The 25,395-nt window shown below is 68.1% G+C and carries 23 protein-coding genes; 16 read left to right on the top strand and 7 right to left on the bottom strand.

From position 1 onward, the window contains the following. Positions 1–273: 273 nt before the first annotated feature. The 9 genes from DCO49_RS05650 to DCO49_RS05610 all read left to right on the top strand — a co-directional run bounded on the left by DCO49_RS05650 (position 274) and on the right by DCO49_RS05610 (position 8,173). A complete protein-coding gene (locus tag DCO49_RS05650) occupies positions 274–1,707 on the top strand; it encodes a Do family serine endopeptidase (protein ID WP_108767458.1) in 1,434 nt (477 codons plus the stop codon). Between the two features lie 101 nt (positions 1,708–1,808). Beyond that, positions 1,809–2,171: a hypothetical protein gene (locus DCO49_RS05645; RefSeq protein WP_108767457.1), complete on the top strand. Its 363-nt coding sequence runs from the start codon at positions 1,809–1,811 to the stop codon at positions 2,169–2,171. 8 nt (positions 2,172–2,179) lie between these two features. After that, positions 2,180–2,650 (top strand): phage holin family protein, encoded by a 471-nt coding sequence (locus DCO49_RS05640; protein ID WP_116863188.1) that lies wholly within the window; start codon positions 2,180–2,182, stop codon positions 2,648–2,650. Then, entirely contained in the window at positions 2,647–3,093 is a 447-nt protein-coding gene (locus DCO49_RS05635) for a protein sip-5 (protein WP_116863187.1), read from the top strand. Before DCO49_RS05640 ends, DCO49_RS05635 begins: the two co-directional genes overlap by 4 nt. A 67-nt stretch (positions 3,094–3,160) precedes the next feature. Next, positions 3,161–4,267, top strand: coding sequence for an AI-2E family transporter (locus DCO49_RS05630; RefSeq protein ID WP_116863186.1), 1,107 nt, complete (start codon positions 3,161–3,163; stop codon positions 4,265–4,267). A gap of 31 nt (positions 4,268–4,298) precedes the next feature. Further along, the gene (locus tag DCO49_RS05625; RefSeq protein WP_116863185.1) at positions 4,299–5,021 is read left to right on the top strand and encodes an HAD family hydrolase; all 723 of its coding nucleotides are present in this window, start codon (positions 4,299–4,301) and stop codon (positions 5,019–5,021) included. 3 nt (positions 5,022–5,024) lie between these two features. After that, positions 5,025–6,392, top strand: coding sequence for a M17 family metallopeptidase (locus tag DCO49_RS05620; RefSeq protein ID WP_116863184.1), 1,368 nt, complete (start codon positions 5,025–5,027; stop codon positions 6,390–6,392). A gap of 141 nt (positions 6,393–6,533) precedes the next feature. Beyond that, the gene (locus DCO49_RS05615) at positions 6,534–7,640 is read left to right on the top strand and encodes a catalase family peroxidase (protein WP_116863183.1); all 1,107 of its coding nucleotides are present in this window, start codon (positions 6,534–6,536) and stop codon (positions 7,638–7,640) included. Then, positions 7,637–8,173, top strand: coding sequence for a cytochrome b (locus DCO49_RS05610; protein WP_116863182.1), 537 nt, complete (start codon positions 7,637–7,639; stop codon positions 8,171–8,173). Before DCO49_RS05615 ends, DCO49_RS05610 begins: the two co-directional genes overlap by 4 nt. 84 nt (positions 8,174–8,257) lie before the next feature. Here the strand turns inward: DCO49_RS05610 and DCO49_RS05605 are convergent, their stop codons facing one another. The 4 genes from DCO49_RS05605 to DCO49_RS05590 are packed head-to-tail and all read right to left on the bottom strand — an operon-like array spanning position 8,258 to position 11,759. After that, positions 8,258–8,860: a response regulator transcription factor gene (locus tag DCO49_RS05605; protein WP_116863181.1), complete on the bottom strand. Its 603-nt coding sequence runs from the start codon at positions 8,858–8,860 to the stop codon at positions 8,258–8,260. After that, positions 8,857–10,071, bottom strand: coding sequence for a sensor histidine kinase (locus DCO49_RS05600; RefSeq protein WP_116863180.1), 1,215 nt, complete (start codon positions 10,069–10,071; stop codon positions 8,857–8,859). Before DCO49_RS05600 ends, DCO49_RS05605 begins: the two co-directional genes overlap by 4 nt. 6 nt (positions 10,072–10,077) lie before the next feature. Continuing rightward, positions 10,078–10,854, bottom strand: coding sequence for an ABC transporter permease (locus DCO49_RS05595; protein WP_116863179.1), 777 nt, complete (start codon positions 10,852–10,854; stop codon positions 10,078–10,080). Further along, the gene (locus DCO49_RS05590) at positions 10,851–11,759 is read right to left on the bottom strand and encodes an ABC transporter ATP-binding protein (protein WP_116863178.1); all 909 of its coding nucleotides are present in this window, start codon (positions 11,757–11,759) and stop codon (positions 10,851–10,853) included. Before DCO49_RS05590 ends, DCO49_RS05595 begins: the two co-directional genes overlap by 4 nt. A 203-nt stretch (positions 11,760–11,962) precedes the next feature. Here DCO49_RS05590 and DCO49_RS05585 point away from each other — a divergent pair, with 203 nt between their 5' ends. From DCO49_RS05585 to DCO49_RS05565, 5 genes are all read left to right on the top strand, one after another. After that, the gene (locus DCO49_RS05585; RefSeq protein WP_116863177.1) at positions 11,963–13,213 is read left to right on the top strand and encodes an efflux RND transporter periplasmic adaptor subunit; all 1,251 of its coding nucleotides are present in this window, start codon (positions 11,963–11,965) and stop codon (positions 13,211–13,213) included. Between the two features lie 104 nt (positions 13,214–13,317). Next, positions 13,318–14,007 (top strand): ABC transporter ATP-binding protein, encoded by a 690-nt coding sequence (locus DCO49_RS05580; RefSeq protein ID WP_049480023.1) that lies wholly within the window; start codon positions 13,318–13,320, stop codon positions 14,005–14,007. A gap of 14 nt (positions 14,008–14,021) precedes the next feature. Next, positions 14,022–15,179, top strand: coding sequence for an FtsX-like permease family protein (locus tag DCO49_RS05575; RefSeq protein WP_116863176.1), 1,158 nt, complete (start codon positions 14,022–14,024; stop codon positions 15,177–15,179). A gap of 12 nt (positions 15,180–15,191) precedes the next feature. Continuing rightward, positions 15,192–16,508, top strand: coding sequence for an ABC transporter permease (locus DCO49_RS05570; protein ID WP_116863175.1), 1,317 nt, complete (start codon positions 15,192–15,194; stop codon positions 16,506–16,508). Between the two features lie 358 nt (positions 16,509–16,866). Beyond that, positions 16,867–19,692, top strand: coding sequence for a TonB-dependent receptor (locus tag DCO49_RS05565; protein ID WP_116863174.1), 2,826 nt, complete (start codon positions 16,867–16,869; stop codon positions 19,690–19,692). A gap of 100 nt (positions 19,693–19,792) precedes the next feature. Here the strand turns inward: DCO49_RS05565 and rarD are convergent, their stop codons facing one another. Further along, on the bottom strand, positions 19,793–20,719 hold the full coding sequence (gene rarD / locus DCO49_RS05560) for an EamA family transporter RarD (protein ID WP_116863173.1): 927 nt from the start codon (positions 20,717–20,719) through the stop codon (positions 19,793–19,795). A 10-nt stretch (positions 20,720–20,729) separates the two neighbouring features. Then, positions 20,730–21,635, bottom strand: coding sequence for a drug/metabolite exporter YedA (yedA, locus tag DCO49_RS05555; protein WP_116863172.1), 906 nt, complete (start codon positions 21,633–21,635; stop codon positions 20,730–20,732). A 312-nt stretch (positions 21,636–21,947) separates the two neighbouring features. Here yedA and DCO49_RS05550 point away from each other — a divergent pair, with 312 nt between their 5' ends. After that, entirely contained in the window at positions 21,948–23,282 is a 1,335-nt protein-coding gene (locus tag DCO49_RS05550) for an MFS transporter (protein ID WP_116863171.1), read from the top strand. Positions 23,283–23,313: 31 nt separating this feature from the next. After that, entirely contained in the window at positions 23,314–23,646 is a 333-nt protein-coding gene (locus DCO49_RS05545) for a hypothetical protein (RefSeq protein WP_243402670.1), read from the top strand. Positions 23,647–23,735: 89 nt separating this feature from the next. Here the strand turns inward: DCO49_RS05545 and DCO49_RS05540 are convergent, their stop codons facing one another. Continuing rightward, entirely contained in the window at positions 23,736–25,388 is a 1,653-nt protein-coding gene (locus DCO49_RS05540; RefSeq protein ID WP_116863170.1) for a M28 family metallopeptidase, read from the bottom strand. Positions 25,389–25,395: the final 7 nt, after the last annotated feature.

The following is a 25,395-nucleotide window of genomic DNA, read 5'->3' as shown; positions in this document are numbered from 1 at the left end:
ATGATGGGTGTTTGTTCGCACCCCGCCTGCGGGCCACGGCGCATCGCAGAACAACAAGCTGCGTGCCAAGCGGCATCGCAACGCCAGGATGCGCCGAACTGCGCAAGTATCCGAACGTGTCGGCACGCGGCGGAGGCACGCCTGCAGGGTCGACATGCGCGTCGCGAGCCGGGCTTTTTTCATGGGCCATTTATCCGGACCGCGACACACTCATTCAGCTTGTTCTACCGTATAGCCCTACGGCCCCACTCCACCGCCTGCGAACCGACTCCCATGCGACCGCTTCCCACTCTGCTCACGCTCGCAATCGCTGCTGCCTTCGGCGGCTTCGTCGCCACCGGCATCAACGCCCATCTGGACAACCGCGCCGATGCGGCGCCGCTGCCCGCTGCGCTGCCGACCAGTGCCGCGTTGCCGGCGGCGGTGGCCGGGCAGGCCGTGCCGTCGCTGGCGCCGATGCTGGAAAAGGCCATGCCGGCCGTGGTCAGCGTCAACACCAAACAGGTGGTGCGGGTCCGCAATCCGTTCTTCAACGACCCGTTCTTCCGCCGCCTGTTCCCCGACGTGCCGCAGGAACGCATCAACGAGTCGCTCGGTTCGGGCGTCATCATCGACGCCAGCGAAGGCCTGGTGCTGACCAACCACCACGTCATCGACAACGCCGACGACGTGCAGGTGACCCTGGCCGACGGGCGCACGGTGAAGGCCGAGTTCCTCGGCTCGGACCGCGATACCGACATCGCCCTGATCCGCATCCCGGCGCAGAACCTCACCGACATCAAGCTCGGCAACAGCGACCAACTGCGGGTGGGCGACTTCGTCGTGGCCATCGGGAACCCGTTCGGTTTCAGCCAGACGGTGACCTCGGGCATCGTCTCGGCGGTGGGCCGCACCGGCATCCGCGGGCTCGGCTACCAGAACTTCATCCAGACCGATGCGTCGATCAACCCGGGCAATTCCGGCGGCGCGCTGGTCAACCTGCAGGGCCAGCTGGTCGGCATCAATACCGCCAGCTTCAATCCGCAGGGCAGCATGGCCGGCAACATCGGCCTGGGCCTGGCCATTCCCTCCAACCTGGCACGCAGCGTGGTCGACCAGCTGGTCAAGCATGGCGTGGTGGTGCGCGGCACGCTGGGCGTGGAAGCGCAGAACCTGAGCGCGCAGATCGCGCAGGGCCTGGGCCTGGGTGAAACGCGCGGTGCGCTGATCACCCGCGTGCTGGCCGGTTCGGCCGCCGCTGCCGCGGGGCTGAAGCCGGGCGATGTGGTGGTGTCGGCCAATGGCCAGCGCGTGGACAGCGCCGAAGCCCTGCACAACGTCGAAGGCCTGGCGGCGGTCGGCAGCGTGCTGGCGCTGGATGTGCGCCGCGAAGGCAAGGCGGTGCAGGTCAAGGCCACGCTGAAGGAACAGGCACGCTCGGTGACCGGCGACAGCCTGGACCCGCGCCTGACCGGCGCCACTTTCACCGACCTGCCCGAGTCGCTGCGCCAATCCGGCGTGGGCGGCGTGCTGGTCAGCGAGGTCAAGCGCGGCAGCCGCGCGGCCAGCAACGGCCTGCAGCAGGGCGACATCATCAGCGAGGCCACGGTGGGCGAATTCGCCGACCTGGCCAGCTGGCGGGCCAACTTCCAGCAGCGCCCGGCCAATCTGGTGCTGCGCATCCTGCGCAACAACGGCCAGCAGCAGGGCCAGCTGGTGATGCGCTGATCGCCCCGCCGTAACACCCCCTATACCCGGCCGATGCTATTGCTGTACGCCCCATCGGCCGAACGCCTCGTTCGTCCCCCCATCGCAACAGGAGTGATTCGATGAGCCCCACCAATACCGAGAACCTGAAGGAACACCTGGGTGAAGCCGGTTCCCACCTGAAGCAGGCCGCCAGTGCTGCCGGCGGTGCGATCAAGGGCGCTTCCGGTGCTGCGACCGACGAACTGCGCATCGGCAAGGCCAACGTCAAGGCCGAACTGTCCGACAGCGCGCTGTCCGGCCTGGCCGCCGCCGAATTCGGTGGTGCCGCTGCCAAGGAACAGGTCGATGCACTGATGGACAAGGGCAAGGACCTGGTCGACAGTGCCGCCGAGCTGATCCGTGAGCGTCCGCTGGCGTCGTTCGGCGTGGCCTTCGCCGCCGGCTGGCTGATCGCCAAGCTGGCCAGCAGCAGCGACAAGTAAGCTGCGGCGTGAGCGAAGAGACCACGCAAGCACCCGATCCGGCGGCCACCCCGCCGCTGGACGAGAGCATCCGCCAGGTCGGCGCGGCCGGTAAGGCCGCCGCCGATTCGGCGAAGCATTCGCTGCGTTCGCTGCGGCGGTTGGCTTCGGCCGACTTCGCGCTGGCCCGCAGCGCATTCGGCCGCGCCTTGGCCTGGGCCGGGGTCGGCATCGTGTTCGGTGCCTCGGCCTGGTTGTTGATGGCCGCCACCCTCATCGCCCTGCTGCAGAGCTGGGGCCTGAGCTGGCTGCAGGCCCTGCTGATCACTTCGCTGCTCAGCCTGGCCGTCACCGGCTACGCCATCTGGCGGGTGTCCTACTTCTTCCACCACACCGGCATGCACGCCACGCGGCGCCAGCTGTCGAAGCTGGGCCTGTTCGACGAGCCCAGCGAAGACGACCCTGATGCCGATGTGCAGATTCCGGAGGGCAAGCCATGAAGTTCGGTGCGCTGCAGCGGCGGGTCAAGCGCTGCGAACAGGTGATGGCCGTGCGCATGGCCGAAACCGAGGACAGCTGGACCGTGCTCAGCCAGGTCTGGCGGCAGGGCTGGTCGCCGCTGCGCATCATCACCGTCGGCCTTGCCGGCGGTTTCCTGGCCGGCAAGCTGGAATTACCGGGCAAGGTCAACGGTGCACGCTGGCTGCAGATGATCGGTTCGGTATCCAACCTGTTTGCCAGCGGCCAGGCGGCATTTGCCGCCGCGATGGCCGCTCACGCGGTCGATACGGCGGATGAAGCGGCCGACCAGGCCGATGAAGCCGCCGAGCAGATGGCCCCGCAGGCGGCTGCCCGCCCGGCCCCGCGACCGGCAGCCGCTCCCGAACCGGAACTGCGCGAACCGCAGCCGGCCGAAGCGGCCACTGACGTCTCCGAACGTTGACTCCACACACCCGCCGCGTTGATCGCGGCGGGCGGATAATGGGCCTCCTTTCCCGGTCGGTGCGTCGATGAGCGAGTCTCTGCTGTCCCCTGTGGCCCCCGAACCGGAAAGCAAGGCGTCCCTGCCGCCGCCCTCGCGCCCGCGCGGGCCGATGTCGCTGGTGGTGCTGGCCACCCTGGCCGTTGCCTTCACCCTGTGGGCCGCGCAGGACATCATCCTGCCGGTGCTGCTGGCGATGTTCTTCGCCCTGGTCGGCAACCCGATCCTGCGCGTCCTGCGCCGGCTGTGGATCCCGCGCGCCATCGGTGCGCTGCTGATCCTCGGCACCGGCCTGGGGGTGACCGCCTCGCTCGGCGTGCAGCTGATCGGCCCGGCGATGGACTGGGCCCAGGAAGCACCGCAGCAGCTGCGTAAAGTCGCCCGCCAGGTGCAGGACCTGACCAAGCCCGTGCAGCAGGCCAACCAGGCGGCGGAGAATTTCGCGCGCGTCGCCGGTGGCGAGAGCAACCGCAGGATCCAGGTCATCCGCACGCAGCTGGACGACCCTTATCGTGTGCTGACCCGGGCGCCGAAGCTGGCCGCCTCGGTGCTGGCGGTGGTGCTGCTCACCCTGTTCTTCATGATCTATGGCGAAAGCCTGCAGCGCGCGGCCATCGCCCTGTTCCCCAACCGCCAGCAGCAGCGCTTCACCACCGACATCCTGCGTTCTATCGAACGCGAGGTCTCCCGTTACGTGCTCACCATCAGCGTCATCAACACACTGGTGGGGCTGGTGTTTGCCGGCGTGCTGATGCTGCTCGGCATCGGCCTGCAGGAGGCGCTGCTGTGGGGCACGGTGGCGGCGCTGCTGAATTTCGCGCCGTACGTGGGCCCGCTGATCGGCGTGGCGATGATGCTGTTGATGGGCTTCGTCGAGTTCCGCGATCCGCTGCAGGCCCTGCTGCCGGCCGCCGCCTACCTGGGCCTGCATACGCTGGAAGGGCAGTTGGTGACCCCGATCGTGCTCGGCCGGCAGATGAAGCTGTCGCCGCTGGTGCTGATCCTGGCCCTGATGGTGTTCGGCTGGGCGTGGGGCATGGTCGGCCTGCTGCTGTCGGTGCCGCTGCTGGTCTGCATCAAGCTGGTGCTGGCGCGGCTGGAGGGCATGCAGGGCTGGGCGCGGCTGCTGGAATGAAAGCCCCGGCGGGCAGGCGTAGAATGGCCGGGTGAAATTTCCAGTCCAAGCCATCACCCTCGACCTCGACGACACGCTGTGGCCGTTCGCGCCGATCGGCGCCCGCATCGACGTGGTCCTGCACGAATGGATGTGCGAGCACAGCCCCGCCACCGCCGCCATGTACCCGGTGGCGGCCATGCGCGAACTGCGCGAGCGCTCCTTCCGCGACAACCCGCAGCTGCACTTCGACCTGAGCGCGCTGCGCCGGCTGACGATCCAGGAGGCGCTGCAGAACAGCGGCGCCAGCCTGGAACTGCTGGAGCCGGCCTACGAAGTGTTCTATGCCGCGCGCAACCAGGTCGAGTACTACCCCGACGCACTGGAGGCCCTGGCGCGCATCGCCGCGCGGGTACCGGTGGCGGCGCTGAGCAACGGCAACGCCGACCTGGAACGGATCGGCCTGTCGCATCTTTTCGCCTTCCAGCTGGGCGCGCGCGAACATGGCGCGGCCAAGCCGGAGCCCAGCATCTTCCATGCCGCCTGCGACCGCCTGGGTGTGGCGCCAGCGCAGGTGCTGCACGTGGGCGACCATATCGAGATGGACGTGGCCGGGGCGATCACCGCCGGCCTGCGCGGCTGCTGGATCAACCGCGACGCTGCCACCTGGACCCATCCGCAGCTGCAGCCGGACCTGCAGTTCGACACCCTTACCGGCCTGGCCGACTGGTTGGACGCCAACCTCGATGCCGCCGACGAACACCGGAGTAACTGACGCATGAGCGAGATCACCGGCTTCACCGCCACCGCCACCGCCGCACTGCCGCTGCACGTGCTGGACCGCGAGCAGTACGCCAGCTGGAGGGCCGCCCAGCCGGCCGCCCAGCAGGCATGGCTGGACGCACAGGGCTTCACCGCCGCCGGCCACAGCGTGGCCCTGCTGCCGGGCGCCGACGGCCTGGCCGGTGCAGTGATCGGGGTCGGCGACCGTGCCGATGCCTACGCCTATGCGCATGCCCCGCACGCCCTGCCCGAAGGCAGCGTGTGGCAGCTGGCCACCGAGCTGCCGGCCGCCGAACAGGCGCTGCTGCAGCTGGGCTGGGGCCTGGGCAGCTACCGCTTCGACCGTTACCGCAAGCGCAACCGTGCACCGGCGCAGCTGCTGGCCAGCCCGTCGGCGGAAGTGGCCGACCTGATCGCCGCCAGCCTGCGCGTGCGCGACTGGGTCAACACCCCGACCGAAGACATGGGCCCGCAGCAGCTGGAAGACGCCGCGCGTGCGCTGGCTGACGCCCACGGTGCGCAGGTCGAAGCGATCACCGGCGATGAACTGCTGAAGCAGAACTTCCCGGCCATCCATGCGGTGGGCCGTGCCTCGCACCGTGCGCCGCGCCTGATCGTGCTGCGCTGGGGCAAGGACAGCGACCCGGCGCTGGCGCTGGTCGGCAAGGGCGTGTGCTTCGATACCGGCGGCCTGGACATCAAGCCGGCCGACGGCATGCGCAACATGAAGAAGGACATGGGCGGTGCCGCCCACGCGCTGGCCCTGGCCGGGCTGGTGATGGCCCAGCAGCTGCCGGTGCGCCTGACCCTGCTGATTTCGGCGGTGGAAAATGCGATCGGCCCCGATGCCTTCCGCCCGGGCGAGATCATCGCCACGCGCAAGGGCCTGAGCGTCGAGATCGACAACACCGACGCCGAAGGCCGCCTGGTCCTGTGCGACGCGCTGACCTTCGCCGGCGAGCAGAAGCCCGACCTGGTGCTGGACTTCGCCACCCTGACCGGTGCCGCCCGCATCGCGCTGGGCCCGGACCTGCCGGCCCTGTTCAGCAACGACGACACCGTCGCCCAGCAGTGGCTGCAGGCCGGCGATGAAACCCGCGACCCGGTGTGGCGCATGCCGCTGTGGCGCCCGTACCTGCGTTACCTGAGCAGCGGCGTGGCCGACCTGGCCAACGCCGGCTCGCGCATGGCCGGCTCGGTGACCGCCGCGCTGTACCTGGAGCGTTTCCTGGAAAACGACCAGCGCTGGGCGCACCTGGACGTCTACGCTTGGAACGACGGCGAGCGCCCCGGCCGTCCGGCCGGTGGCGAGGCCCTGGCCCTGCGTTCGGCCTGGGCGATGCTGAAGGCGCGTTACGCCTGATGGAGACGCCGGGCCCTGCCCGGCGCGTCCTCCTGCCGGGGCCGGCAAATCTGACGAAAAATTGAATTTCGGCCCCGGTCGGGTTCTGCGAGGATGTGCGGGTCGACCACCCACACGATCCGTGAAGGCAGGAACCCGACCATGTCGCTCTTCCGCTACACCCGCGCCGGCCAGACGCCCGGCGCACCGCGCACGCATTCCCCGTTGCCCTGGATCGCCCTGATCGCCCTGATCCTGGGCGGCGCCGCGCTGGCCTTCGCCTGGCTGGCCGGCTGGATCGGCAACCGCCTTACCGCGCAGCGTTTCACCGACACCATCGAAGCCACCGGCCCGGCCCATCCAGGCTTCCGCCGTGCGCACAGCAAGGGCATCTGCGTGAGCGGCTGGTTCAAACCCAGCGCGCAGGCGCCCACCCTGTCCAGCGCGCGGGTGTTCTCGCAGGCGCGCGTGCCGGTGATGGGCCGCCTGTCGATCGGTGGCGGCGACCCGTACGGCGCCGACAACACCGCGCGCGTGCGCAGCATGGCGGTGCAGATGGTCAGCGACGACGGCCAGGAATGGCGCATGGCGATGAACAGCTTCCCGTTCTTCGCCGTGCCCGACGCCGAAGCGTTCTACGAGCAGACCCGCGCCTCCATTCCCGATCCGGCCACCGGCAAGCCCGACCCGCAGAAGATGGCCGCCGTGCTGGCCAGATACCCCAGTGCGCAGGCCTTCCAGCAATGGGCGAAGACCGCGCCGTGGACCAGCAGCTGGGCCGATACCACCTACAACAGCGTCAACAGCTTCTGGTTCACCAACGCGCAGGGACAGAAGCGCGCGGTGCGCTGGCGCTGGCAGCCGCTGGCGCCGGTGGTGGAGATGGATGCGGAAACGCGCAAGCAGGCCAGCGTCGATTTCCTCAGCCAGGAACTGCAGCAGCGCCTGGCCAAGGGCCCGGTGCAGTGGAACCTGATGGTCAGCACCGCCGCGCCCGGCGATGCCATCGACGATCCGTCGACGCCGTGGCCCGACTCGCGCGAGCAGGTAGTGGCCGGCGTGCTCAGCCTGGACCGCATGCAGTCGCAGGAGGAAGGCGCCTGCGGCCAGATCAACTTCGACCCGTTGATCCTGCCCAGCGGCGTGCACGGCAGTGACGACCCGATCCTGGCCGCACGCTCGGCCGTGTACTCGCAGTCCTTCAACCGCCGCGAACGCGAGCGCGCCGCCGGCAACGTCGAACAACCGAAGAAGGAGGCCGCACGATGAGTACCGGCAACGGCCACTTCAACCTGCTCGCGCGCATCCTGCACTGGACCATGGCGGTGATGATCCTGGCCATGCTGTTCGTCGGCGTGACCATGGTCGCCTCGCTGCACCTGCGGCCGATGCTGATCGACCTGCACCGCCCGCTGGGCATCGCCATCCTCGTGCTGGTGCTGCTGCGACTGTACAACCGCCTGCGCCACCGCCCGCCACCGCTGCCGGCCGACCTGCCGGTGTGGCAGGCGCTGGCGGCGAAGGCATCGCACTGGATGCTGTACGGGCTGATGCTGGCGATGCCGCTGATCGGCTGGGCGATGCTGTCGGCCGGCGGCTACCCGATCACCCTGTGGGGCGGCCTGCACCTGCCGCCGATCGTGCCGCACACCCCGGCGCTGTATGCCGCCCTGCGCAACGCGCACAGCCTGCTGGCGTATGTGTTGTTCGCCACGGTGCTGATGCACGTGGGCGCGGCGCTGTTCCACCTGTGGGTGCGCCGCGATGGCGTGTTCCAGGCGATGGCGCGCGGGAAGGATTGAGCAGGGCCGGCAATCGGTAGCGCCCGAGCCCATGCTCGGGCGGCGGCGCGCAGCGACGAACAGCAGCCGAGCATGGGCTCGGCTCTACAACCAGCCCTTCTGCCGGGCCAGCCGGTACGCCTCGATGCGGTTGGCCACGCCCAGCTTGCCGATGCATTCGGACAGGTAATTGCGCACCGTGCCGTGCGACAGCCCCAGCTGCTCGGCAATCTCGCTGGCAGTGCGGCCCTCACCGGCCAGGCGCAGCACGCGGCGCTCGCGGTCGGTCAGTGGATCGGCCTGCGACCAGGCGTCCATCGCCAGCTGCGGGTCGATCGCACGGATGCCCTGCTGCACCTTGCGCAGCGCTTCGGCGAGATTCTCTGCCGGGGCATCCTTCAACAGATAGCCCAGCACCCCCGCTTCCAGCGCGCGGCGCAGGAAACCGGCGCGGGCGAAGGTGGTCACGATGACGACCTTGATCGGCAGTTCGTGGCGGGCGATGCGCTGGGCCAGCTCGAGGCCGGTCAGGCCGGGCATCTCGATGTCGGTCACCAGGATGTCCGGCTGCAGCTGCTGTAGCATGCGCCAGGCGGTTTCGCCATCGGCGGCGCTGCCCAGCACCTCGATGTCCGGCTCCAGGCTTAGCAGCGCCGACAGCGCGCCGCGCACCATGGCCTGGTCCTCGGCCAGCAGGATGCGGATCATGCCGCACCGTCCTGTGCCAGCGAGGCCGACGGGACCGGTGTCGTGGCGGCTGCCAACGATACGCGCACGCTCAACACGGTGCCCTCGCCCCTGCCCGACTGCACCTGCAGCTGGCCGCCCAGCGCGGCCACGCGCTCGCGCATGCCGCACAGGCCATTGCCTTCGGCCTGCAGGCCGCCCCGTCCGTCATCGCGTATCTGCATCACCAGCTGCCGTCCTTCCTGCATGAATTCCACCCGCGCCTGGGTCGCCTGCGCATGGCGCACGATATTGGTGGCCGCCTCGCGCAGCACCAGGGCCAGGCCGCGCTCCACCTCCACCGGCATCGGTGGTGGCACCGTGTAGTGCAGGTGCACCTGCTGGCATTCCAGCAGCAGCCGCGCCGAGGCCAGCTCGCCGGCCAGATCGCTGGCGCGTATACCGGTGACCGCACTGCGCACCTGCGCCAGTGCCTCGCGGGCGATGGCCTCGACCTCGCCGATCTCCTGCCGCGCACGCGCGTCATCGCGGTCGTACAGCTTGCGCGCCAGTTCCAGCTTCAGCGTGATCAGCGACAGCGTGTGGCCGAGCAGATCGTGCAGGTCACGGCCGATGCGCTCGCGCTCGGCCGTGGTCGCCAGCCGCCGCACTTCCTCCTGCGACAGCTGCAGGGCCACATCGCGCTGCTGGCTCAATGCCTCCACGTTCACCACGAGGCCGACGATGAAGGACACCGCCGGCATCCACACCAGCGCCTGCCACGGGTAGCCGAAGTACAGCGCGGCCGAGCAGAACACGATGTTCAATCCGCTCAGCTGCAGCAGGTACATCCACCAGCCGCTGCGGCCGCTCATGCGCATCAGCACGCAGCCGAACACGAAGTAGCTCAGGCCGGACGGGTACCAGGGCAGCAGCACCAGCGACAGCGCGACCATCGCCAGCGCATAACGCGGGCCGTGGTGGCGCGGCGCCAGCATCACCCGTGCATACAGGAACAGGAACAGCGGATAGCTGGCCAGGGTGAGGAACAACCAGCGCAGGGTGAAGCCATTGCCCAGCGCGGGCGTCAGGAAGATCCACACCGACCACAGCAGGTGGATCGCACCGCTCCACGGGGATTTGCCGCGCCGCAACTGGTCGGCCACGGCCGAATCCGGCGCGGGGCGCAGCAGGGAGGCAAGCCAGCTCGACGGCACGGGCGGATCCAGGCGGGGACGTTCGCTGCCGATCATGCCAGTTCAGCCGACCCGGCGCAGGCGGCGACGCGCCAGCAGCAGTGCCACCACGGTCACGCCCAGGAGCACCAGCAGATGCCCGGCGAGGCTGCCTGCCGCAGGCAGCCCGACCACCGGCAGCGCCAGCTGCGCCAGGTGCCAGGTCGGCCACAGCGGCGCCATCGTCGAGAACAGCTTGGGCAGCGCCGCCAGCGGCAGCCACAGGCCCGAGAGCAGGGCCAGCGGCAGGTACACCAGGTTGACCATTGCCGGGGCCGCGCTGGCACTGACATGGCTGCCGATCAGCTGGCCGATGGCGCCCAGCGGCAGGGCCGCCAGTGCGGCCACGGCCAGCAGCTGCAGGATCTGCTGCACCTGCAGATGCACGCCGCCCAGGGTACTGGCCGCGGTGACCAGCAGGCCCGCCACCAGCAGCGCGAACATCACCGCCATCGCCAGCCGTGCGAGCAACGGTGCCGCCGCCGGCATCGGCAGCGCGCGCTTGAGGGTCAGCAGGCCGCCTTCGCGGTCGAGTGCCAGCTGCACGCCGAAGCCGAACAGGGCCGGCGCCATCGCGCCGAACACGCAGTAGGTGGCCAGCAGGTACAGCGGCGCGTGGCCACGCCCCAGCAGCACGCCGAACAACAGGTAGAACAGCACCGGGAACAGCAGCGAGGGCACCGCGAAGGCCGGAGTGCGCCAGGCCCGGCGCAGCTCGGCCTGCTGCTCGGCGATGTAGGGGCGCAGGGCGGCACGCACGGAGGCGCGCGGCGCGGCGAGGGTACGGGTCACGGTGTTCATGCGGCCTCCCGGGTCATGTCGAGGAAGGCGTCGGCCAATGCCGCGCCCTGTACTTCCAGTTCCTGCAGTCGTGCATCGGCGGCCAGCAGGCGCGCCACCACCGGTTCGGCCGGGCTGGCCAGCAGCTGCAGGTACGCACCGTCGCGCTGCACCTGCTGCACGCCCGGCCAGTGCTGCACTTCTTCCACCGCCAGGCTGCTGCGGCAGCGGATGCGCCGCGGCCGGTCGGCCAGGCGCAGCTCGGCCAGCGGCGCATCGGCCAGCACGCGGCCCTGTTCCAACACCACCACCTGCTGCGCCAGGGCTTCGGCCTCCTCCAGGTAGTGGGTGGTCAGCAGCACGCCGCAGCCTTCGGCCACCAGCTGCCGGATCGCCTGCCACATCACCTGCCGCGCCTGGATGTCCAGGCCGGTGGTGGGCTCATCGAGGAACAGCACACGCGGGCGCCCACACAGCGCGATGGCGAACTGCACCGTGCGCTGCTGGCCACCGGACAGCTGCCCATAGCGGCGGCGGGCCAGATCCTGCAGGCCGGCGCGCTGCAGGACCTCGGCCAGCGGCATCGGATCGGGATAGCAGGCGCTGGCCTGCGCCACCAGTTCATCCACCTGCAGCATCGGCGGCAGGCTGGTGCTCTGCAGCATCACGCCCAGCCCCACGCGGCTGGCGCGCTGCTGCGGATCACCGCCGAGCAGTTCGACCTGCCCGGCATCGGCGCGGCGCAGGCCCAGCAGCACGCTGATCGCGGTACTCTTGCCAGCACCGTTGCGGCCCAGCAGGGCCAGGACCTGGCCGGCACGCACCTGCAGGTCGATGCCCTGCAGTGCGGCATGGCCGGCGTAATGCACCTGCACCTGGTGCAGGCGGGCCAGCGGGGCCGTAGTGGGAGCTGCGGTCGGATCCATGGGTGCGGTACCGGTAGCGGGGACGTTGCCATCCTGTGCTGCCCCGGTCACGTTTCGCAGTGGCCGCCGTCAGCTACATCGGGTGACAGCTGTCACTGCCATCCCGCCCCGTGCCACCTGCATGCTGTGCCGCACGCTTTGCCACCGGAACCGCTGCTGTCGCCCTTCCGGCCACTCCGCCCGAACGCCTGTGATGGAACGCAATGAACGCTTCTGCCGAGCTGTTGAAGGAACTCCGTATCGACCGCAAGAACCCGCCGCCGTCCTCCGGGAATGGCCCGGGCGGCCGCCGCTGGCTGTGGATCGCGTTGGTGGTGATCGTGCTGCTGTTGGCCGGCGGTGCCTTCTTCCTGTTCGGCCGCACGCCGACGATGGAGGTGGAAACCGCACCGGCAGTGGCGATCCAGCAGGGCAGTGCCAGCAGCTCGGTGCTCGATGCCAGCGGCTACGTGGTGGCCCGGCGCATGGCCACGGTGTCGGCCAAAATCACCGGCAAGGTGCGCGAAGTGATGATCGAGGAAGGCATGCGGGTGGAGGCCGGCCAGGTCATGGCCACGCTGGACCCGATCGATGCCGATGCACAGCGCAGCCTCTCCGCCTCGCAGGTGCAGGCCGCACGTGCACAGGTGGCCGGCCTGCAGGCGCAGCAGCGCCAGGCCGCCGCCGAAGCCAGCCGCCTGCAGGCGCTGGTCGGCCAGCAGCTGGTCTCGCGTTCGCAGTACGACCAGGCCGTGGCCCAGCGTGACAGCATCCGCGCGCAGCTCGATACCGCCCAACGCAACGTCAAGGTAGCCAGCGACCAGCTCGCCATCGCCGACCTCGGCGTGGACAACAACATCGTGCGCGCGCCGTTCTCCGGCGTGGTCACCGCCAAGGCCGCGCAGCCGGGCGAGATCGTCTCGCCGCTGTCGGCCGGCGGCGGCTTCACCCGTACCGGCATCGGCACCATCGTCGACATGGAGTCGCTGGAGATCGAAGTGGAAGTGGGCGAAGCCTTCATCGGCCGCGTGCAGCCGAAGATGCCGGTGGAAGCTACGCTCAACGCCTACCCGGAGTGGAAGATTCCCGGCGAGGTGATCGCCATCATTCCCACCGCCGACCGTGGCAAGGCCACAGTGAAGGTGCGCGTGGCGCTGAAGGTGAAGGACCCGCGCATCGTGCCGGAGATGGGCGTGCGGGTCAGTTTCCTGGAACAGGCGCAGCCGCAGGCCACCGCCAACACGCCGCAGGGCGTGCGCGTGCCAGCCACGGCGGTGGTCGAGCGCGACGGTGCCAGCGTGGCCTTCGTGCTGGGCGATGCCGACCGCGTGCAGCAGCGCCCCGTGCAGGCCGGCCAGGCAATGGGCAAGGACCGCCAGCTGCTGAAGGGCGTGAGTGCGGGTGAAAGCGTGGTGGTCAGCCCACCGGACACCCTGCGCGATGGCGCCAGGGTTCGACTGAAACAAGCGCAGTAACGGCTTGGCGCCCGCGTGGCGCCGCCGGCAGCACCGTTCGATGCATGCCCTCCGGCCCGTGGCCGGCGCGCGTTCCCGTGTCCCACCTTTCGTGGAGAGCCCCGATGTCGACCCTGGTTTCACTGCGCAACATCACCAAGACCTACCAACGCGGCCCGGAAAAAGTGAAGGTGCTGCATGGCATCGACCTGGACATCGCCAGCGGCGACTTCGTCGCGCTGATGGGCCCGTCCGGTTCGGGCAAGACCACCCTGCTCAACCTGATCGGCGGCCTGGACAACCCCAGTGGCGGCGAGATCAGCATCGAAGGCGAGCGCATCGACCAGATGAGTGGCGGCCAGCTGTCGACCTGGCGCAGCCACCACGTCGGCTTCGTGTTCCAGTTCTATAACCTGATGCCGATGCTGACCGCGCAGAAGAACGTGGAGCTGCCGCTGCTGCTGACCCACCTCAGCGCCGCACAGCGCAAGCGCAATGCCGAGATCGCGCTGACCCTGGTCGGCCTGGCCGACCGCCGCAGCCACCGCCCCAACGAACTGTCCGGCGGCCAGCAGCAGCGCGTGGCGATTGCCCGCGCCATCGTCTCCGATCCGACCTTCCTGATCTGCGACGAACCGACCGGCGACCTCGACCGGCAATCGGCCGAGGAGATCCTGGGCCTGCTGCAGCAGCTCAACCGCGAACACGGCAAGACCATCATCATGGTCACCCATGACCCGAAGGCCGCCGAGTACGCCACCCACACGGTGCACCTGGACAAGGGCGAGCTGGCCGACGCCCCGCTGGCCCACTGACGGAGGCCCCGGCGATGAAATACTTTTCCCTGGTCTGGGCCCAGCTGTTCCGCAGCCGCACCCGGACCCTGCTGACCCTGTTTTCGGTGGTCGCCGCGTTCCTGCTGTTCGGCATGCTCGATTCGGTACGCGTGGCGTTCAATTCCGGCGGCAGCGTGGAAGGTGCCAACCGCCTGGTCACCGCCTCGCGCCTGTCGATCACCCAGTCGCTGCCGATCCGCCTGGAAACCCAGATCCGCCAGGTCGATGGCGTGCGCGACGTGGCCTATGGCATGTGGTTCGGCGGCATCTACCAGGACCCGAAGAACTTCTTCCCGAACTTCTCGGTGTCGCCCAACTACTTCGACGTCTACCGCGAACTGCAGATCGACCCGGCGCAGCTGGAAGACTGGAAGCAGACCCGCACCGGCGCCATCGTCGGCGAGACCCTGGCCAACCAGTTCGGCTGGAAGATCGGCGACACCATTCCGCTGCAGGCCACGATCTTCCCGCGCGGCGGCAGCAATGACTGGCCGCTGGAGCTGAAGGGCATCTTCCGCTCGAAGGACCGCGCGCAGGCAAGCAACGAAGAACGCCAGCTGATGATGAACTGGAAATACTTCGACGAATCCAACGATTACATCAAGAACCAGGTGAGCTGGTACACGATCACCCTGGACAACCCCGACCATGCCTCCCGCGTGGCGCAGGCCATCGATGCGATCTCGGCCAACTCCGACCACGAGACCAAGACCCAGACCGAATCGGCGTTCCAGCAGGCCTTCGTCAAGCAGTTCGCGGACATCGGCATGATCGTCACCTCGATCATGGGCGCGGTGTTCTTCACCCTGCTGCTGTTGACCGGCAACACCATGGCCCAGGCCGTGCGCGAGCGCATTCCCGAGCTGGCCACGCTGAAGACGCTGGGCTTCAAGGACAGCACCGTGCTGACGCTGGTGATGGTCGAGTCGGTGCTGCTGATCGGCCTCGGCGGCCTGATCGGCATGGGCCTGGCCGCACTGGTGCTGCCGGCGATCGCGCCGAAGAGCCTGGGCATGCTGCCACCGCACGTACCCACCCCCACCTGGCTGGTGGGCATCGGCCTGATCGTGGTGATCGGCGTCGTGGTCGGGCTGCTGCCCGCGCTGCGCGCCAAACGCCTGAAGATCGTCGATGCGCTGGCCGGCCGCTGAGGAGGACTCCCGATGAACAGGATCAAGAAGTGGTTGGGCAATGCGCTGACCGTGCTGCTGCTGGCGGTGGGCCTGGTGCTGTGGATCGGCCTGCCGTGGGTGGGTGTGCTGGCCGTGGCGTTGCTGGTGGCGCTGTGGCTGCTGCTGACCCGCAGTGGGCGGCTGGCGCTGGCGGCCACCCGTATCGGCATCGCCAGCCTGCCGCAGCGCTGGGGTGCCTCCTCGGTGATCGTGGTGGGCATTGCCGGCGTGGTCGGCGTGCTGGTGGCGATGCTGGCCATGGGCGAGGGCTTCCAGGCCACGCTCAACAACACCGGCGATGACACCACCGCCATCGTGCTGCGTGGCGGTTCGCAGGCCGAGACCAATTCGGTCATCACCCGCGAGCAGGTGCCGATGCTGTCCACCCTGCCCGGCATCAGCCGCGATGGCGAAGGCCGGCCGCTGCTGTCGCCGGAGCTGTCACAGGTGGTGAACCTCGTGTCCAAGGCCGACGGCACCGACGTCAACGCGCAGTTCCGCGGCGTCGGCCCACAGGCGTGGGCGGTGCATGACAAGGTGAAGATCGTGCAGGGCCGCAAGTTCGGCACCGGCCTGCGCGAGATCGTGGTCGGCCAGGGTGCGCAGGGACAGTTCCGCAATCTGGATGTCGGCAAGACGCTGACCCTGGGCAACCAGGCCTGGACCGTGGTCGGTGTGTTCGCCTCGGGGGATGCGCACGATTCGGAAATGTGGACCGATGCCGATACGCTGGCCACCACCTACCAGCGCAGTGCGTGGCAGTCGATCAGCGTGCGCACCGATGGCAAGCCTGGCTTCGAACAGTTCAAGGCGGCCGTGGCGGCCGATCCGCGCCTGAAGCTGGACGTGGAAACCACGCGTGCGTACTACAGCAAGCAGGGCGGCGGCCTGACCAAGCTGATCGACATCCTTGGCAAGGTGATCGGCACGATCATGGCGGTGGGCGCGGTGTTTGGTGCGCTCAACACCATGTACGCCGCGGTCGCGACGCGTGCACGCGAGATCGCCACCATGCGTGCGATCGGGTTCCGCGGCCTGCCGGTGGTGACTGCAGTGATGCTGGAAACCATGCTGCTGGCGCTGCTGGGCGGGTTGCTGGGCTGCGCGGTGGCCTGGCTGCTGTTCAACGGTTACAGCGTGTCCACCATCGGCAGCAATTTCAGCGCGGTGGTGTTCAAGTTCCACGTGTCGCCGGAGCTGCTGTGGAATGGCCTGAAGTGGGCACTGGGCATCGGCCTGGTCGGTGGCCTGTTCCCGGCACTGCGCGCGGCGCGCCTGCCGATCACCACGGCGTTGCGCGAGACCTGATCAACGCGCCGGTGGGTGGAGTGATGCATGTGGAGGGCGAAGCAAAGGCTTCGCCCTTTTTTTGGGCGCGTCATCCACGCCACACGTGGATGAACGTTCGCACACTCCGTGCATTACAGATCGCGCGACTACCGCCGTTATCGATGCCTCTGCGCATCGAACACACCCCGAGCGTGACGCTGCGCACAGCACCCCTGTGGATTGTTGGTTGCGATTCATGTTCGGCGCGATGTAACACGCCGGGACAAACAGTTACGAATGAAAACACTCTAGAATCCCGCCCCCCACGTTGGTTTGCAGTACCCCACGCGCCCATAGAACGGGCGCATGTTTTTTTCTGAAACACGAGATTTCACGGATGTCCCTGAAGACCACCCCGCTGCGCAACGCGATCGTCATCGCGCTGGCCGCCAGCTGCACCACCCCCGCCCTCGCACAGGATGCGGGCGACAACACCACCAACCTCGATCGCATCGAAATCACCGGCTCGCGCATCCGCCAGGCCAGTGTCGAGACCGCCCAGCCGGTGGTCGCGCTCAACCGCGCCGAGATCGAGAAGAAGGGCTACGTCAACGTCGCCGACATCCTGCAGGACGTGACCGCTGCCGGTTCGCCGAGCATGAGCCGCGCTTCGTCGCTGACCTCCTCGCGCGACTTCGGTGGCATGTATGTCAGCCTGCGCAACCTGGGCCCGGAACGCAGCCTGGTGCTGATCGACGGCCGCCGCATGGGCGTCAGCGCCGGTGGTTATTCCGACCTGGCCTCGATTCCCTCGGCCATCGTCGAGCGCGTCGAAGTACTGACCGACGGTGCGTCGGCGCTGTACGGCTCGGACGCCATCGCCGGCGTGGTCAACATCATCACCCGCAAGAATTTCGACGGTGGCGAAGCCAGCGTCTACGTCGGCCAGTACGGCGAAGGTGACGGCCAGAAGCGCTCCTACAGCGCCACCTTCGGCAAGACCTTCGACCGCGGCTGGTTCAGCGTGGGTGCCGAGCGCACCAAGGAAGACGAAGTGATGGGCGGCGCACGTGAGTTCACCCGCTACGTCAACGGCCCGCGTCATCCGAACGATGGCCTCAACGGCACCACGCCGTGGGGCAGCGTCACCGTCGGCGGCAAGCCGGTGACCGTCGGCCCGGGCGGCGACCCGACCGATGCAGCCAACTTCCACACGCTGAACCCGGCCGATGGTGCCAACACCAAGACCAACATGAGCCTGCTGACCGGCCTGGAGCGCACTTCGGTGTTCGCCAACGGTGGATTCTCGATCACCGACAACCTGCGTCTGGTTGCCGATGCGCTGTACAGCAAGCGCGAATCGAGCAAGCACCTGGCCGGTTACCCGTACTCGGTGACTGCCGCACAGGCGCGCAACGGGACCCGCGCCGCCCTCTCCAGGGACAGCGCATTCAACCTGTGGGGCCAGGACGTGCTGTTCTCGCACCGCACCGAAGAAATGCTGCGTGGCACCGAGAACAACATGGAGACCAAGCGCGGCAGCCTCGGTCTGGAAGGCAGCTTCGACACCGGTTCGCGCTACTGGGACTGGAACGTCAACTACACCTACAACCGCAATGAAGGCGAGCGCATCGGCACCGGCAGCATGTACCAGCCGAACGTCAACCTCGCCGTCGGCCCGTCCTTCATCAAGGATGGCGTGGCCTACTGCGGTACCACCGATGCGGTGATCGCCGGCTGCGTGCCGTGGAATCCCGCGGCGCCGATGGGCTACACCGGTCCGGGCTCGCTGAGCAACCAGGACGTGCAGGACTACCTGTTCGCCCGCTTCGTGGACAAGAGCCAGACCACCACCAAGGTGGCCAGCGCCAACATCTCCGGCTCGCTGTTCACCCTGCCGGCCGGCGACGTGCTGGCCGCGATGGGCTTCGAGCACCGCACCGAAGAAGCACGCTACACCCCGGACCTGATGGTGCAGAACGGCCAGATCGCCGGCACCAGCGGCAAGCCGACCCAGGGCGACTACTCGCTCAACGAGGTCTACCTGGAACTGCAGGTGCCGCTGCTGGCCGACATGGCGTTCGCCCGTGAGCTGTCGCTGGACGTGGCCGGTCGTTACTCGGATTACAACAACTTCGGGTCGACCACCAACAGCAAGTTCGGCGTGAAGTGGAAGCCGATCGACAGCCTGCTGGTGCGCGCCACCTACGGCACCGGCTTCCGTGCGCCGACCGTGGACGACCTGTACGGCGGCACCGTCAGCAGCCGTGACTCGTTCACCGACCCGTGCGATACCTCGTTCGGCACCGCCGCCACCAGCGCCGCGGTTGCCGCACGCTGCAAGGCCCTGAACGTGCCGGCCAACTTCCGCCAGCTCAACAGCGACGGCAGCGTGGCCAGCAAGCCGGGCCAGCAGGCCACCACCGATTTCAGCTCGGGTTCCAACCCGGAGCTGAAGCCGGAAACCGCCAAGACCTGGACCGTCGGCCTGGTCTATAGCCCGGACTTCGTGCAGGGCCTGGACGTCAGCCTGGACTGGTGGAAGATCCGCATCGACAACGCCATCGTCGGCGAGTCGGCCACCAGCATCCTGGAACAGTGCTACGTGCAGGGTTCGGACGCGGCCTGCGGTCGCTTCACCCGCGGCAGCAACGGCCAGGTCAACGCGCTGGACCGCTCGCTGGTCAACGCCGGCTACCGCGAAACCGCCGGCTATGACATCAGCGCGCGCTACCGCCTGCCGGAAACCACGTTCGGCAAGTTCGCCGTCACCTGGAACACGACCTACACCGACTACCTGGAGCAGCGTAACGACAACGCCGTCACCACGCCGGTGGAACAGCTGACCAGCTGGGGCGGCAACTTCCGCGTGCGCTCGACCTTCAACCTGGACTGGCAGTACGGCAACCTGGGCATCGGCTGGACCGCGCGCTACTACTCCAGCATGAAGGAGAAGTGTTCCTACATGGACGAGTGCAACCTGCCGGGCTTCAGCTCGGCCTACACCGATGCCTCGCCGACCAACAAGGTGGGTTCGAACACCTTCCACGACCTGCAGGTGCGTTACGCCCTGCCGTGGGATGGCACCGTTTCGCTGGGCCTGAACAACGTGTTCGACCACCAGGGTCCGATCATGTACAGCCAGCCGAACAGCAGCTTCGTCTACTACGGCGGCTTCGACATCGGTCGTTTCATGTACATGAAGTACCAGCAGCGCTTCTAAGCCTGCAACCGCGTTCCCGTTCCGGCCAACTCTCTCCTGGCCGGAGATGGAAGCAGAACGGCGCCCCCCGGGGCGCCGTTCTTTTTTGCCGGAACCGGGGTCAGAGCCCTCCGCGTTGCGGAGGGATCCGACCCCTCGCCGCCCGCATCGCCCGCACGTTTTCGCCGACGAACAGGACCAGTGCGGCCCAGATCACCGCAAAACCAATCGCCTTGCCGGTGTCGAACGCCTCGTGGAAGAAGAACACGCCCAGCAGCAGCTGCAGACTCGGTGCGATGTACTGCAGGATGCCGACCAGCGACAGCGGAATGCGCTTCACTCCGTACGCGAAGCCGATCAGCGGCACGGCCGTGACCACGCCACCGAACACCAGCAGCAGATCGTTGCGCCAGCCCCAGCCGTGGAAGAACGCACCGCCATGGCCATTCTCGGCCCACACCGCAAATGCCAGCGCAGGCATGAACAGGTACAGGCTCTCCACACCCAGCCCGGCCACCGGATCGACCGACACCAGCTTGCGCAGCAGCCCGTACAGGCCGAACGAACACGCCAGGCCCAGCGCGATCCACGGCGGCGTGCCGGCATCGATGGTCAACCAGGCCACGCCTACCGCGGCCATGCCCACCGCGATCCACTGCACGCGGCGCAGGCGCTCCTTCAGCACCAGCACGCCCAGCAGCACGTTCACCAGCGGGTTGATGAAGTAGCCGAGGCTGGTTTCGATCACATGCCCGGCATTGACCGCCCAGATGTACAGGCCCCAGTTGAAGGCAATGGTCAGGCTGGATACCGCCAGGATCGGCAGCGCGCGCGGCTGCGCGGCGATCTTCCGCCACCAGCCCAGGCGCGCACTCAGCAGCAGCCACGCCACCACCAGCACCGTGGACCAGATGATGCGGTGGGCAATGATCTGGAACGACGGCACCTCGTTGAGCAGATGCCAGTACACCGGCACCAGCCCCCACAGCACGAAGGTGGACGCGGTGACCAGCAGCCCGCGGCGTTGTTCCTGCTCGTCCATGCTCACTTCCTCATGCTCATTTCTTTCGCGTCCTGGCCATGGTCAGCACCACCACGCCCAGCAGGATGACCGCCATGGCCAGGAAATCGCGCCAGCCGAACTGCTCGCCATTGAGAGCTGCGCCCAGCAGCACCGCAATGACCGGGTTGACGTAGGCGTAGCTGCCGGCCAGCGCCGGGCGCACGTTGTGCAGCAGCCAGACATAGGCGGTGAAGGCCACGATGGAACCGAACACGCACAGGTAGGCCATGGCCAGCAGGCCGCCGGTGTCGGGCAGCGTGGTCGGACGTTCGCCCACCGCGAGACCGATCAGCACCAGCAGCACACCACCGCAGATCATCTGCCCGGCCGCGGTCATGAACGGACCAGGCAGGTCCAGGCCGCGCGCCCACACCGAACCGAACGCCCAGCCGACCGGTGCGATCAGCAGCAGTACCAGCCCGGTGGGCGAGGCGGTCAGGCTGCTGCCGGCATTGAGCCAGACCACGCCGATGAAACCGACCGCGATGCCCAGCCATTCGCCGCGGCTGGCGTGCTGGCCGCGCAGCGCTGAGAACAGCGCCATCCACAACGGCACCGAAGCCACCGCCGTCGCGGCCAGGCCGGAAGACACTTCGCGCTCGGCCAGCACCACCATGCCGTTGCCCAGCACCAGCATGGTCACGCCCATGATGATCAGGTTGCGCCACTGCCGCAGGCTCGGCCGCGGCATCTTCCAGAACAGGCGCAGGGCCAGGTACATCAGGCCGCCGGCGATGATGAAGCGGCTGCCGGAGACCATGGTGAGCGGCAGCGCGCCGCCGTGCAGGGCCTTGGCGATGCCGAGGTAGGTCGAGCCCCAGACCACGTAGACCAGCAGCAAGGCCAGCGCGACAAGGCCCCCCCGGGGGGCAGCCGCAGAAGGAACAGGGGAAGCCGACATGACGCACCAGCAGGCAGGGGAAAAGGGATTCTAGAAGGTTCGGGTGACGGAGCAACCCCGCTTTGGGCAGTCGCGCAGGCCTTGCAGGGCTTTACTGAACACGCAGCGCACGACATCGCGTACGACGATCTAGCTATGGTTTGCCCTGCAGGCCGCTGTCACCCTGTGCGGTCCCCATGCCCTGCCCGCCCCTCCGGCACCCGGCGTTGACGTGGGATGCAGTACCTAGGAGGCTGGCTGGCAGCGCCCCACGCGCGCCCCTGGCACCGATCTTTCCCGCATGGAAGCACCGCATCGAGGATCCTCACCCAGATGAGCACCACGTCCCAACCTGCTGTCCCCAGCACCAACGGCGCCGCGCTGCGCCGCTCGATCTCCAATACCCTCAAAGGCTCCGCCGGCAACCTGGTGGAGTGGTATGACGTCTACGTGTACTCGGTGTTCGCCGTGTACTTCGAATCGCAGTTCTTCTCGCCCGAAGACAAGAACTCCACCATGTACGTGTGGGCGATCTTCGCCGCCACGTTCCTGATGCGCCCGATCGGTGCCTGGTTCTTCGGCCGCTTCGCCGATCGCCACGGCCGTCGCCTGGCGCTCACCGTGTCGGTCACCCTGATGGCCGTCTGCTCCTTCCTCATCGCCATCACGCCCACCGCGGCCAGCATCGGCATCTGGGCGGCGATCATCCTGCTGTTCGCGCGCCTGCTGCAGGGCTTCGCCACCGGCGGCGAGTACGGCGCCAGCGCCACCTACATGTCCGAGGCCGCCATTCCCGGCCGCCGAGGCTTCCTGTCCTCGTTCCACTACGTCACCCTGGTTGGTGGCCACGTGCTGGCGCAGCTCACCCTGTTCCTGATGCTGAATGTCTGGGGCAAGCCGGAAATTTCCGAGTTCGGCTGGCGCATCGCCTTCGGCATCGGTGGCGTCGCCGCGGTCGTGGTGTTCTGGCTGCGCCGGGGCATGGACGAGACGATGGAAGAATCGTCGATCGAGGCCGCGCGCGAAGGCAAGGCGAAGAAGTCCGGTTCGATGTACGAACTGATCGTGCACCAGTGGCGCCCGCTGCTGCTGTGCTTCCTGATCACCGCCGGCGGCACGATTGCCTTCTACACCTACTCGGTGAACGGCCCGAAGATGATCCAGAGCGCGTTTGCCGCGGATGATCCGATGACCGCCACCCTGGTCAACCTCGGCGTACTGACGTTCCTGATGGTGCTGCAGCCGGTCGGCGGCTGGCTGTCGGACATCATCGGCCGCAAGAGCCTGCTGGTGTTCTTCGGCGTGGGCGGCGTGCTGTACAGCTGGTACCTGATCACCCAGCTGCCGCACCAGCACGATGCCACCCTCGCCTTCCTGACCCTGGCGCTGGGCTTTGTCATCCTCACCGGCTACACGTCCATCAACGCGGTGGTGAAGGCAGAACTGTTCCCCACCCATATCCGTGCACTGGGCGTGGGCCTGGGCTATGCGCTGGCCAATTCGCTGTTCGGCGGTACCGCCCCGCTGCTGTACCAAGGCGCGCTGAAGACCGGCCACGTCGACTGGTTCGCCATCTACGTCACCGCCACGATCGCGGTATCGTTGGTGGTCTATGTCTTCTTCCTCACGAACAAGGGCCCGAACTGGCTCGACGGCACCCGCAAGTAAGGGCGTCGTACTGATCGCAGCCACCGGTGCAATGCCGGTGGCTGCTGCGTCTCCGGCGTCGCCGCTGATGTGGATCGCGGTGGTGCTCGCCGCAGCCACAGCACTGGCGTGGCTGCTGCGCCGCCCCAGCGCGCAGGCGTCGTGGCCGCGCATCGGCTTCGGGGTGGCGCTGCTGATGGTCGGTGCCGCGGTGGCGCTACAGATGACAGTGGATCTGGGCAGTGGCCACAGCTCGATGCAGCTGCGCCTGCATCGCGGCATCAGTCCGGGCTCTCCGGTGGGCCTGCGCACGATGGTGGTGTGCTATCTGGCCGTGCTCGCCGCCAGTGGCTGGGGCACGTGGAAGCTGCTGCGCCGGCGCTGACGAAAACACGGTCGTGCCGGCCGCTGGCCGGCAACTCCGCATTGCTTCCGAAGGTTCATGAGGTCGCCAGCCAGCGGCCGGCACGACCTTCAACGGCGGGCGGCGTCGCTCTTTTCGCGGGCGCCGTGGAATTCCGACTCCTTCTCCCACTGCGGCCAGCGGCGGCTGTTGGCCAGTTCGGCGCCCAGGTCGTAGACCAGCAGGGTGTCGGCGGCGTGGCCGGCCGGGTCCCAGCTCGGGGTCCAGGCGTCGCAGGCCTGGTGGTAGCAGTCGGCGAAGTACTTCTCGCGCAGCGCGCGGCCGGCCTGGACCCCGCCGTCCAGCTTGTCCAGGCCCGGGCCGATGGTGATGGCCGGCACGCCCAGGCGGGCGAAGGCGAAGTGATCAGCGCGGTAGAAGAAGCCCGCTTCCAGGTTCGGGTCGGGGCTGTAGCTGCGGCCACGGGCCTTGGCCACGCGCTCCAGGTCGCCTTCCAGCGACACCCGGCCCTTGCCCCACGAGGCGATGTCGCGGGTCGCGCCATCCGGGCTGAACATTTCGATGTTCAGCACGGCAGCGGTCTTTTCCAGCGGTGCCAGCGGGTGTGCGGCATAGTAGCTGGCACCCAGCAGGCCCTTCTCTTCGGCCGTCAGGGCGACGAAGTACAGGCTGCGCTGCGGCTGCGGGCCGGCGGCGAACACGCGGCCCAGTTCCAGCACGGTGGCCACGCCGGTGGCGTTGTCGATGGCGCCATGGCGGATTCGGTCACCCTTGGCATCGGGCTGGCCGATACCGAAGGCATCCCAGTGCGCGGAGAAGATCACGGCCTCATCGCCATGCTCGCCACCGGGCAGCTTGGCCACCACGTTGCGGGTCACCACCGGCTCGCGCTTGATCGCGAAATCCACGCTCAGCTTCGCGTTGTCCAGCACCACCGGACGGAAGTCGGCCTGCATGGCCTTGCGCTTCTCGGCGTCGAAATCCAGGCCTGCGTCGGCGAAGATCGCCTCGGCCAGCTCGCGCTGCATCCAGCCACGCAGCGGCGTGTGCTGGGCCATCGCTTCGGCCTGGCCGCGCTCGATGTCGAACAGCGGCGAGGTGCCCGAGCTCTTCACCGTGGCCCAGCCGTAGGCGGCCGGCGCGGTCTCGTGCACGATCAGCACGCCCTCGGCACCGCGGCGCGCGGCTTCCTCGAACTTGTAGGTCCAGCGGCCGTAGTAGGTCACCGCCTTGCCATCGAATGCACCCGGTGCATCGGCCTCGAAGTCGGCGTCGTTGATCAGCACCACGGCGATCTTGCCGTGCAGGTCCACGTCCTTGTAATCGTTCCAGTGGCGCTCCGGTGCGTCGATGCCGTAGCCGACGAACACCAGCGGTGCGTTGTTGATCTGCACGCGCTTGCGCGGCTGCAGGCTCTGCAGGGTCACGTCCACGCCATTGGCCAGCGTGCGCTTGCCCTTCTTCAGCTGCAGGCTGGCCTTGGCCGGGCCGTCCAGCTGCGCACGCACCAGCGGCACCTGCTGCACCCAGCTGCCATCGGGGCCGCCGGGCTGCAGGCCGTAGCTGCGGAACTGCTCGATCAGGTACTGCACGGTACGCTCTTCGCCTTCGCTGGCCGGTGCGCGGCCTTCGAATTCGTCCGACGCGAGCACCTGCACGTGGCGCGACAGTGCCTGCGGATCGATGCCGCCACCGGGCAGGTCGTTGGCCGCATGGGCCAGGCCCCCGACAAAGAGGCAGGACGACAGCAGCAACACACGCATCGGATTC

Origin of the sequence: Stenotrophomonas sp. SPM, assembly GCF_003105135.1 — a bacterium.
Lineage (GTDB): Bacteria > Pseudomonadota > Gammaproteobacteria > Xanthomonadales > Xanthomonadaceae > Stenotrophomonas.
Note: the sequence above shows the minus strand (reverse complement) of the source record. Positions and strands in the feature narration are given on the sequence as shown.